10 protein-coding genes are annotated in these 11,026 nt (G+C 65.4%); 9 read left to right on the forward strand and 1 reads right to left on the reverse strand.

Annotated features, from left to right (window positions below):
- The first annotated feature begins 2 nt into the window (after nt 1-2).
- The 4 genes from PVW51_RS14030 to PVW51_RS14045 are packed head-to-tail and all read left to right on the forward strand — an operon-like array spanning nt 3 to nt 3,254.
- Nucleotides 3-929 carry a branched-chain amino acid ABC transporter permease gene (locus PVW51_RS14030; RefSeq protein ID WP_274575672.1) on the forward strand — a complete coding sequence of 309 codons (927 nt, stop codon included), beginning with the start codon at nt 3-5 and terminating at the stop codon, nt 927-929.
- Complete coding sequence (locus PVW51_RS14035; protein ID WP_269362056.1) at nt 926-1,870, forward strand: branched-chain amino acid ABC transporter permease; 945 nt, start codon at nt 926-928, stop codon at nt 1,868-1,870. The genes PVW51_RS14030 and PVW51_RS14035 overlap by 4 nt, the downstream gene beginning before the upstream one ends.
- Complete coding sequence (locus PVW51_RS14040) at nt 1,867-2,559, forward strand: ABC transporter ATP-binding protein (protein ID WP_274575674.1); 693 nt, start codon at nt 1,867-1,869, stop codon at nt 2,557-2,559. The genes PVW51_RS14035 and PVW51_RS14040 overlap by 4 nt, the downstream gene beginning before the upstream one ends.
- Nucleotides 2,559-3,254: an ABC transporter ATP-binding protein gene (locus PVW51_RS14045; protein ID WP_274575675.1), complete on the forward strand. Its 696-nt coding sequence runs from the start codon at nt 2,559-2,561 to the stop codon at nt 3,252-3,254. Before PVW51_RS14040 ends, PVW51_RS14045 begins: the two co-directional genes overlap by 1 nt.
- Before the next feature lie 346 nt (nt 3,255-3,600).
- Here the strand turns inward: PVW51_RS14045 and PVW51_RS14050 are convergent, their stop codons facing one another.
- Entirely contained in the window at nt 3,601-4,032 is a 432-nt protein-coding gene (locus PVW51_RS14050; protein WP_269362061.1) for a MarR family winged helix-turn-helix transcriptional regulator, read from the reverse strand.
- 68 nt (nt 4,033-4,100) lie between these two features.
- Here PVW51_RS14050 and PVW51_RS14055 point away from each other — a divergent pair, with 68 nt between their 5' ends.
- Genes PVW51_RS14055 through PVW51_RS14075 form a run of 5 tightly spaced genes read left to right on the forward strand, consistent with a single transcriptional unit; the run spans nt 4,101 to nt 10,524 of the window.
- Nucleotides 4,101-4,949, forward strand: coding sequence for an FAD binding domain-containing protein (locus tag PVW51_RS14055; RefSeq protein WP_274575676.1), 849 nt, complete (start codon nt 4,101-4,103; stop codon nt 4,947-4,949).
- The gene (locus PVW51_RS14060) at nt 4,946-7,693 is read left to right on the forward strand and encodes a molybdopterin-dependent oxidoreductase (RefSeq protein ID WP_274575677.1); all 2,748 of its coding nucleotides are present in this window, start codon (nt 4,946-4,948) and stop codon (nt 7,691-7,693) included. The genes PVW51_RS14055 and PVW51_RS14060 overlap by 4 nt, the downstream gene beginning before the upstream one ends.
- Nucleotides 7,690-9,123: a 6-hydroxynicotinate reductase gene (locus tag PVW51_RS14065; protein WP_274575678.1), complete on the forward strand. Its 1,434-nt coding sequence runs from the start codon at nt 7,690-7,692 to the stop codon at nt 9,121-9,123. Before PVW51_RS14060 ends, PVW51_RS14065 begins: the two co-directional genes overlap by 4 nt.
- The gene (locus PVW51_RS14070) at nt 9,120-9,950 is read left to right on the forward strand and encodes a UPF0280 family protein (RefSeq protein ID WP_274575680.1); all 831 of its coding nucleotides are present in this window, start codon (nt 9,120-9,122) and stop codon (nt 9,948-9,950) included. The genes PVW51_RS14065 and PVW51_RS14070 overlap by 4 nt, the downstream gene beginning before the upstream one ends.
- On the forward strand, nt 9,943-10,524 hold the full coding sequence (locus tag PVW51_RS14075) for an amino acid synthesis family protein (protein ID WP_114277167.1): 582 nt from the start codon (nt 9,943-9,945) through the stop codon (nt 10,522-10,524). Before PVW51_RS14070 ends, PVW51_RS14075 begins: the two co-directional genes overlap by 8 nt.
- Nucleotides 10,525-11,026: the final 502 nt, after the last annotated feature.

An 11,026-nucleotide genomic window follows, 5' to 3' on the forward strand; every position in this document is an offset into this window, starting at 1 on the left:
ATATGGATTTCGGACCTCACCTTCTTCTTGCAGTGCTGGAAGGCGCCGTTGGCGCTGCGGTGCTGGCACTTACGGCGCTTGGCCTCAGCCTCGTGTTCGGCGTGATGCGCGTGGTCAACGTGGCGCATGGCGAATTCTTCATGCTCGGCGCGGTGATCGCCTGGTTTGTGGCCACCTCCATCGGCGGACACCCGGCGGTTGGCTTTGTCGCCGCCCTGGCGCTGGCGCCGCTGATCGCGGGGCTGGTGGCGGTGCTGGTGGACCGTCTGATCCTGAAGCCGGTGAAATACGACCCCGAAGCGACCATCGTCGGCACCATCGGGGTGCTTTACATCCTGCAACAGACCGCGCTGATGACCTATGGCCCCGAGGCGCGGCCCGTCGAGCCGCCCTTCAGCCACCGCATCGCGCTGCCCTGGTTCGAATGGGGCGAGAACGGCTTTGCCATGTTCTATCCCTGGGGGCTGAGCACCAACAGCTACAAATTGTTCGTGATCGGGGCCGCCATCGTGATCCTGCTGGCCTTCTGGCTGATCATGACCCGCAGCAAGGCGGGGCTGATCATGCGCGCCACGCAGCTTGACCGCGAAACCGCGCTGGCCTTCGGCATCCCGGTCTCGCGGGTCTATTCCATCGTCTTTGGCCTTGGCGCGGGGCTGGCGGCACTGGCTGCCGTGCTGATCGTCCCGATCCAGCAGGCGCATTACCTGATGGGCCATGACCCGCTGCTGCTGAGTTTTATCGTGGTGATCATCGGCGGGCTGGGTTCCATTCGCGGGACTGTCCTGGCGGCGGTGCTGATCGGCATGTCCGACGGCATCATCTCCGTCTTTCTCAGCCCGACATTGTCCAAGATCATCGCAACCCTGCTGGTGGCGCTGGTGCTGGTGTTCCGCCCGCAGGGCCTGTTCGGAAAGAAACCGGCATGAGCATCGGCACCCGATCCACATTCCTTCACCTTGGCCTTATCGCGCTGCTGTTTGTGCTGGCCTTCGTGCTGCCCAGCTATCACCAGGGCAACCTCGCGCGGATCATGGTGCTGGCGACCTATGCCATCGGATATAACGTGCTGTTTGGCTATACCGGGCTCTTGAGCCTTGGTCATGCGATGTTCTTTGGCGCGGGCATGTACGGGCTGGGGCTGGCGATGCAATACGGCGGGCTGGGGGTGATCCCGGCCTTTGCGGTTGCGCTGATCTGTGCGGCAGCGCTGTCGGCTGTGGTGGCGCTGCTGGCGCTGCGCACCATCGGGGTTGCCTTCATGATCGTGACACTGATGTTCGCGCAGGCGGGCTATCTGACCGTGCTTTATTTCGGGGCCTGGACGCGCGGCGACGAAGGCTTTGTCATCGCGCAATCGGCCCGCCAGATCGCGGGGCTGGACCTGACAGCGCCGACCACGCGCTACCTGGCCGCGCTGCTGCTGTTTTCCGCCGCCTTGCTGATCACCGCGCGGATGATGCAGGTGAGCTTTGGCAGTGTGCTGATCGGCGTGCGCGAGAACGAGGAACGCACCCGGATGCTGGGTTATGACGTGTTCCGGCACAAGCTGGCGGCAGTGATCATCTCCGGCACCATCTCCGGCGCTGCCGGGGCGGGATATGCGGTGCTCTTCGGCTATGTCGGGGCGACCTTCACCTCGGTGCAATATTCGATCTTTCCACTGCTCTGGGTGCTGCTGGGCGGGGCGGGCACCACCATCGGGCCGCTGGTCGGCACGCTCTTCATGTTCTACCTGATTGATTATTCCAGCGGGCTGACCAATGCCTATATGCTGATTGCAGGCGTGGTGCTGGTGCTGCTGACGCTGTTTGCGCGGGCCGGCCTGGTGGGCGAGATCCGCAAACGCTGGGTGGCGTGGCTGCCATGATCCTGCTTGAGACAAAGGGGCTGACACGGGTCTATGGCGGGCTGACCGCGGTGGATGGCGTGGATTTCGCCCTGCCGAAAGGTGAGGTGCATGCGCTGATCGGGCCGAATGGCGCGGGCAAGAGCACCTTTGTCGGCATGATTTCGGGCCGTATTCCGGCCAGTTCGGGCGAGGTCTGGTTCGACGGGCAGAATGTCACTCCGCTGCCCGCCCATGCGCGGATCCGGCGCGGCATGGCCTATACCTTCCAGATCACGGCGGTCTATGCGCGGCTTTCGCTTGCCGACAACCTGGCGCTGGCGCTGCGCAGCCGGGACCGGGGGGCGGCGCTGGCCGCACTGGACCGGGTCGGGCTGGCCGACCGCGCCGACCAGATGACCGGCGATCTGGCCTATGGCCACCAGCGCCTGCTGGAAATCGCCATGGGCGTGGCGCAGAAACCCCGGCTGCTGATCCTGGACGAACCCACCCAGGGCCTGGCCGAAAGCGAGATCGAGGGGTTCAACGCCCTGATCCGCGAACTTGCCGGGGAAACCACCATCCTGCTGATCGAGCATAACATGAACGTGGTGATGGCCCTGGCCGACCGTATCACGGTGCTGGACATGGGCCGCATCCTGGCCTCCGGCACACCGGCGGAGATCCACGCCAACCGCGCGGTGCAAGATGCCTACCTGGGGACCGGATGATGCTGAAGCTCGACCAGATATCCACCGGATACGGCCCGATCCAGGTGTTGTTCGATTTCAGCCTTGAGGTCCGCGCCGGTGAGGTGCTGTGCCTGATGGGGCGCAACGGTGCGGGAAAATCCACGGCGATGAAGGCGATCATGGGCCTGTTGCCGCTGAGCGGCGGGCAGATCAGCCTGGACGGCACGCCGATCAGCACGCTGCCCGCCCATGAGGTGCCGCGCCAGGGCATCGGATATATCCCGCAGGGCAGGCGGCTGTTCACCGAGATGACGGTGGCCGAGAACATCCAGATCGGGCTCATGACACGGGGCAAGGGGGCAGAGACCCGCGAGCGGGTGCTGGACATGTTCCCGCGTCTGCGCGAACGGCTGGACCAGCGGGCCGAGACGCTCTCGGGCGGTGAGCAGCAGATGCTGGCCACGGCGCGCGCGCTGTGCCTGGAGCCGCGGGTGCTGTTGCTGGACGAGCCGACGGAGGGGTTGCAGCCGTCGATGATCCAGCTGATCCGCGAGACGGTGGAAAAGATGCGGGAGGCGGGGGTGGCGATCATTCTGGTAGAACAGCGGATCGAAGCCGTGCTGCAGATCGCCGATCGCGTCGCCTTTATCGAGAATGGCCATGGTCGCGAGGTGGTGGACACCGGGCTTCTGCGTGGTGACCGTCGGTTGTTCGAGAAATACGTGGGCGTGTAGGAGGCGGAGTTTTCAAAAACTCCGGCCCGTTTTCTTCAAAGAAAACGGTGGCTTGCAGCGTTGTTTTGAGGTGCATGAGCGATGCGATTCTGGCAATGGGCGTAACTTGGCGGACTGCGATTGCTTGTACGTTGACCGGCGGTTGCTCGGGAAAGAATTGGGCGTGCAGAAATCGGAGTTTTCAAAAACTCCGGATCGTTTTCTTCAAAGAAAACGGGGTTGTGCAGCGTCGTTGGCGGCGTGGCAGCGGTGTGCGGCTGTTCGGGAAGTACCTGGGTGTGTAGAAGCCGGAGTTTTCAAAAACTCCGAACCGTTTTCTTCAAAGAAAACGGGGCTATCGACAGGCTCAGACCAGCTTGGCCAGCAAAGCCTCGAAGATTGCCGCTTCTTCGGTGCTCAGGGGGGCCATGGTCTCGGCCCGTGCGGCCAGCGCCTGTGCTTCGGCACGTTTGAACTGTGCCTTGCCTTCGGCGGTCAGATCCACCAGCCGCAGCCGCTGATCGTTCAGGTCGGGCCGCGAGGTCACCAAACCCTTTGCCTTCAACCGCCCCACCACGCCCTTGATGGTGGCGCTGTCCATGGCGGTCTCCCGGCCCAGCCGGTTCTGCGACAGGGGGCCCTGTTCGAACAGCCGCGCCAGGGCGGCGAATTGCGTTGGCGTCAGCCCGTCCACATGGCGGGCAAAGATTGCCACATGCCGCTGGTTCGCCCGACGCAGGTTGAATCCAACCTGTGTGGACAGCTGATAGGCTTCATCCGTGATCTCTGTTTCACTCATAGGGAAATTATTGACAGTTTGCGCGGGCTCCCGCAACATCTGCTTGTACACCAACAATCGGGAATGACATGACCGATACCGCGCATTATCACCGCCCCGACACGCTGGAAGCTGCCCTTGCCCGGCTGGCGCAGGGCGATTGCCGGATCGCGGCGGGCTGTACCGACCTGTTTCCCACAACCCAGCACAAGGCGCTCGGCGGATCGATTCTTGACATCACTGCCATCGGCGCGTTGCGCGGCGTCACCCGGGCCGGGGCGGGCCTGCGCATCGGTGCGGCGACCACCTGGTCCGATCTGATCCGCGCCGATCTGCCACCGGCCTGCGACGGCCTGAAGCTGGCGGCGCGCGAGGTCGGTGCAAAACAGATCCAGAACCGGGGCACGATTGCGGGCAACCTGTGCAATGCATCGCCCGCAGCTGACGGGGTGCCGCCCCTGCTGACCCTGGACGCGGTGGTCGAAGTGGCATCCGCAAGGGGCACCCGCAGCATCGCGCTGGCCGAGTTCATCACAGGGCCGCGCCAGACCGCACTTGGACCGGATGAAATGGTGACTGCCGTGCTGATCCCCGAGGCGGCGCTGACGGGGCAGGGGCATTTCCTGAAACTGGGGGCGCGGCAGTATCTTGTGATCTCCATCGCCATGACCGCAGCGCGGATTGTTCTGCAGGACGGGGTGGTTGTGCAGGCCGCGCTGGCTGTCGGTTCCTGTGGCCCGGTCGCCACCCGTCTGCCGGGGGTGGAGGCGGCGCTGATCGGCAAGCCACTGGACCCCGCAGCGATCACAGACAGCGCCGTCGCCGCTGCGCTGCGCCCGATGGACGACATGCGCGCCACGGCCGGTTATCGCAGCACCGGTGCCGCCGAACTGCTGCGCCGCACCCTCGCCGCACTGCAAGTGGAGGAGCCGGCATGAACATCCACAGGGCCAAGGGCCAAGAGATCACCCTGACCATCGGCGGCGCCTCCCGCCGCATTGACACCGCGCCGGGCCGGCGCCTGTCAGAGGTCCTGCGCGAGGATCTGAACCTGAAAAGCGTCAAGATCGGCTGTGACGCAGGCGATTGCGGGGCCTGCACGGTGCTGATCGACGGGCGGCAGGAATGTGCCTGTCTGGTCCCGGCGGTACAGGCCGATGGCCGGACCGTCGAAACCCTGGAAACGGCTGAACCGGTGTTGCGCGCGCAGCTTCAGCAGGCCTTTCTGGCCAAGGGGGCCGCGCAATGCGGGATCTGCACGCCGGGCCTGATGATGGCGGCAATGGAATTGCTGCGCGACACACCGACACCCGACGATGCCCAGGTCGAGGATGCGCTTGCCGGGGTGCTGTGCCGTTGCACCGGATACCGCAAGATCATCGCGGCTGTCATGGCCGCCACCACGCCCGCGCAGATGCAGGACATGCCCCAGGCAGGTGCCGCCGTGGGCCGCGCCATTCCTCGGCTCGACGGGGCGCGCAAGGTGGAAGGGACAGAGATCTTTGGCGCCGATTATGCACCCGAAGGCGCACTTCTGGTCCGCGCGGTGCGCAGCCCGCATTACCATGCCGGTTTCAGCTTTGGGGATACGGAAGGCTGGGCCGCGCAGATTCCGGGGATTGCCTGCGTGATCACCGCCGCCGATATCAGGGGCGAGAACCGCTATGGCGTGATCCCGCCGCTGGCCGATCAGCCCGCACTGGCCGAGGAATTCGCCCGCTACAGGGGAGAGGCCGTGGCGCTGGTGGTCGGCTCGCCTGAGGCGGTCGAACCGCTGGATCTGGACAGCTTTCCCGTCACCTGGTCGCCGCTGCCCCATACCCTGACGGAGGCAGAGGGCATGGCCGCCGATGCGCCGCAGTTGCATGGCGACAGGCCCGAAAACACCCTGATCCGGGGCCGCGTGGCCTGCGGCGCGCCGGATGCGGCGCTGGCGGAAGCGGCCCATGTCGTCTCTGGCAGGTTCGAGACCTCCTATGTCGAACACGCCTATATCGAACCCGAGGCAGGGGCGGCCTGGCTGGAGGGCGACACGCTGGTGATCCAGGCCTGCACCCAGGCCCCGGTCATGGACCTGGAGGACACGGCGCGGGTTCTGGGTCTGCCGCATGACCGGCTGCGCATCATACCGGCGGCGGCGGGGGGGGGATTCGGCTCCAAGCTGGACGTGACGCTGCAGCCCTTGCTGGGGCTGGCGGTGCTGAAAACCGGCAAGCCCTGCCGCATGGTCTTCAGCCGCACGGAATCCATGCAGGCCAGCACCAAACGCCATCCCGGCACGATGGAGGCGCGCATCGGGGCCGATGCTGAAGGCCGCATCACGGCGATGACCTTTCACGGCGATTTCAACACCGGGGCCTATGCCAGCTGGGGGCCAACCGTGGCCACGCGGGTGCCGGTCCATGCCTCGGGCCCCTATCTCACGCCAAATTACCGCGCCACCAGCCGCGCGGTGCATACCCATGGCCCCACATCCGGCGCCTTTCGCGGTTTCGGCGTGCCGCAGGCGGCGATCACGCAGGAAATGCTCTATGACGAGTTGGCGCAGGCCTGCGGCATGGACCGGCTGGCCTTTCGCCTGCGCAATGCCCTGCGCGATGGCGACAAGTCACCCTGCGGGCAGGTGATGCAATCGGTCGGGCTGGTGGAATGTCTGGAGGCGCTGCAACCGCATTGGGAAGCGGCGCAGCGCGCGGTTGCGGCCTTCAACGCGGCCTCTGACACGCGCAAGCGCGGCATCGGCATCGCTTCCTGCTGGTATGGCTGCGGCAATACCGGCCTGCCGAACCCGTCCACCATCCGCATCGGCATCACCGCAGAGGGGCGGTTGAAGCTGCATCAGGGGGCCACGGACATCGGGCAGGGGTCGAATACCGTGATCACGCAGATTGCGGCGGATGCCATCGGCATTGCCATCGGAGCCATCGACATCATCGGCCCCGACACCGCCCTGACGCCTGATTGTGGCAAGACCTCTGCCTCGCGCCAGACCTTCATCACCGGGCGCGCGGCCGAGGCGGCAGGACGTGCCCTGCGCGCGGCGATCCTGCGCCAGACCAACCTGGCCGAGGCCGAGCAGATCACCCTGCGCGATGGCCGGTTGACGGTCACACAAGGCGGGCAAACCCGCGAAATCGGCCTGTCGGACATGGTGCCGGATGCACAGGGATATGTCATCGCTGCCGAGGAAACCTATGATCCGCCCACCACCGGGCTGGATGCGGACGGGCAGGGCACCCCCTATGCGCTTTACGGCTATGGGGCGCAGATGGCCGAGGTCGAGGTGGACATGGCTCTTGGCACCACAAAGGTCCGCCATATCGTCGCCGCCCATGATGTGGGCCGGGTCATCAATCCGCTGCTCGCCGAAGGTCAGATCGAGGGCGGGATTGCCCAGGGTCTTGGGCTGGCGCTGATGGAGGAATACCTGCCGGGGCAGACCGAAAACCTGCACAATTACCTGATCCCCACCATCGGGGACATGCCGCCGGTGACTTCGATCCTGATCGAAAAGCCGGACCCGGAAGGCCCGATGGGGGCCAAGGGGCTGGGCGAACATGTGCTGATCCCGACCGCACCCGCGATCCTGAATGCGATCCGCGATGCCTCGGGGGCGAAAATCACTAAAGTGCCGGCATTGCCCCATCGGGTGCTGGCCGCGATCAAGGCGTCACGCCAATGACCAAGCCAGAGAAAATCCGCTGCGATGCCTGTCCGGTGATGTGCTACATCGCCGAAGGCCGGGCCGGGGCCTGCGACCGTTATGCAAACGAGAACGGGCAGATCATCCGGTGCGATCCCCTGACCATCCTGGACCGGCGGATTGCCAAGGGCGACGCAGTCAAACCCTTTCTCGCCGCCGACTGGGACGGCACATCGGCATCGGGCGACGATGTGGTTGTCTCTGCCATCGGGGCGGGAACCACCTATCCGGATTACAAGCCGGCCCCTTTCATTGTCAGCCGCGAGATTGACGGGGTGGATTTTGTCACCGTGGTGACGGAGGCGATCTTTTCCTATTGCGGGGTCAAGGTGAAGATCGACACCGACCGCCACCTGGGGGCGGAGGCTGCCACCGTGCGCGCGAAGGGCGAGGCGGTGGGCCATGTGATGACCTCCGAATACGGCTCGCAGATGTTGTCGCTGGGCGGGGTCGATCACCTGACGGGCGGTGAAAAATCCGAAGGGCGCGTCACCTGCGACACGCTGCTGCGGCTGTGCAACGGCGAGGCGGTGGAGCTGAGCATCGACGGTGGTTCCACCGTGGTGGTGCAGGCCGGTGCGGCGCCCATCGTGGACGGCCAGCAGGAAAGCCGGATGCGGGTCGGATGTGGCTCTGCCACCATCGGCATGTTCGCGGTGCAGTGGCAGGGGCTGGTGGATGAGGTGGTGGTGGTGGACGACCACATCACCGGGGTCGTGTCGGAACATCAGGCGGGCAAGGTGATCGACTGGCCCGAGACCGGTATCAAGATCAATGGCAGACGCTCCACCCCGGGGCGCTATTTCAAGGTGGCCGAACCCGGCCTGGGCTGGGGCGGCACCGATATCGACGACCCGCTGAAGATTCTCGGCCCCTGGCGCGCGGCCAAGGGCGCGCGGCCCGGTCTGTCGCTGCTCATGGTCTCCACCACGGGCGAGCATTCCGCCTATTACGTGCTCAACGACGATCTGGAACCAGAACCGCAACCGATGCCCGAGGCGCTGAAACCCTCGGTCGATCTGATTGCGGAAAATTGCGAGCCTGCGCTTTGCACCGTGCTGTTCATGGGGGGCGCGGGAGGCTCGCTGCGCTCGGGGGTCACGCGCAACCCGATCCATCTGACCAATTCGGTGAAACAGGACCGCACCCGCGTGACCATTGGCGGCGCGCCGACCTATCGCTGGCCGGGGGGCGGGATCACGGTGATGGTGGATGTCACCCAGGTGCCTGCGGGGGCCTTCGGCTATGTGCCAACCCCGGCGCTGGTGGCGCCGCTGGAATTTACCGTGCGCCGCGCCGATTACGAGGCGCTTGGCGGGCACGGCACCCAGGTGCGCGACCTGAAGGACGTGCTGGCACGGGGCGGCGAATACGGACGCGCATCGCGGGTACTGGGGGATGGCGCGTGAGCGCGGAACCCCAGGCGCATATCCTGCCGGACGGGCGGCGGCTGCACCTGAACCATGGCCCCATCGACCTGATCATCGAGGTGACCGGGGGCGATGCCACGGCCTGTTACGCAACCGCGACGGCGCGGTTTCAGACCCTGCTTTCGGGGCTGGTGGCGGAACTGCCGGTGCTGCGCAGACCCGTTGATGCGGGCACAAGGGTCACCGACCCGGTGGCGCGGCGCATGGTGCAGGCGGTCAGGCCTTACGAGGACACCTTTGTCACGCCGATGGCCGCTGTCGCAGGGGCGGTGGCGGATGAAATCCTGGCGGCTGTTCTGGCCGAACACCACGCAGGCAAGATCTATGTCAACAACGGCGGCGACGTGGCGTTCCACCTGGAAACGGGGCATCAGGTTACCGCAGAGGGACCTGCGGGTCCGATCCACATCACCGCCGGGGATTCCGCGCGCGGGCTTGCGACCTCCGGCTGGCGTGGGCGCAGCCATTCGCTGGGCATTGCCGATGCGGTCACCGTGGCCGCCACGACAGCCGCGGCTGCGGACGTGGCTGCGACACTGATCGCCAATGCCGTGGATCTGCCGGAACACCCGGCCATCAGGCGGGTCCCGGCCCGTGCGCTCAGCCCCGACAGCGACCTTGGCGACAGGCTTGTCACCACCGATGTCGGGGCGCTGGATGCAGCCGAAATCGGCGCGGCCCTCGCCCGTGGACAGGCCCTGGCCAACAGCCTTTGCCTGCGCGGATTGATTGATCAGGCGGTGCTGGGCCTTGCGGGCCGGACCGTCCATGCCACCCATACCCAAGGAGCCATCCCAAATGTCTGACTTTCCCATCCGCAAGATGCAACTGATCCTGGAAGAGGTCCATCACGACGGCGGCCCGCTGCCCGAGGTCCCGCGCAAGCTGGGGGCCATCATCGCCTGTGTGAAGAACCCCTTTGCCGGACGCTATGAGGCGGATCTGCAACCGGCCATGGAGGATCTGAAGCCATTGGGGGCGGAGATGAGCGAACGCCTGGTCGCCGCACTTGGCGGCAAGGAGGGCATCGACGGCTATGGCAAGGGGGCCATCGTCGGCGAAAACGGCGAGCTGGAGCATGCCGCACTCTGGCATGTACCGGGGGGCTATGCGATGCGCGGGCTGCTGGGGCAGTCCAATGCCATCGTGCCCTCCTGCATGAAGCGCGGCGGCGTGGGCAGCAGGCTGGACGTGCCGCTGGGCCATATCAACGCGGCCTATGTCCGCAGCCATTTCGACGGGATCGAGGTGGGCCTGCCCGACGGGCCGCGCGCGGATGAGATCGTCTTTGCCCTTGCCATGTCCTGTGGCGGGCGGGTGCATTCGCGCATGGGCGGTCTGGAGGTCTGGCAGGTGAAGGGGGAAGACGGGCTGCGGTAGGGGCGGTCGGCGGTCTTTTCATTTCCACAGGTCCGGGTGTTTCGCGGGACGCTGAGGAGGGGGAGCAGGCCCGGCTGGAGCAATTCCCGGCCCGGCGTGTCTGTTGTGGCCGGTTGCCGCTGCACCGCGTTTGAGACCTGTCAAAGATGACATGTCATATTTGACAGGTCATCTTTTGCGGTAGGTTCGCAGGCGTGTCGGAGGCAACCCGGGGCAACATTGGATAGGTGACAAAGACGCGAGGTTGATCGCTCTGCTGCCGGGGCTGTCAGGGTGACACGCTCAATATCCCAAGCCTGCATGATATGAACTGCGCGATTTGACCTGTCATAAAAGACATGTCATATTTGACATGTCAGATTGCTGACAAACCCGGAAACGGCTGCCGCCGGAGGTAAATCGTTCTTCTGCGCTCTGCGTTCCGTTTTCGAACGAAGGGCCGCGCCCGAGCCTGGGAGGGCGCATTGAGACGCGCATTCGGAGCGCCTCCCTTACAAATATC

This window comes from Sulfitobacter sp. PR48, from assembly GCF_028807335.1.
GTDB lineage: Bacteria > Pseudomonadota > Alphaproteobacteria > Rhodobacterales > Rhodobacteraceae > Sulfitobacter.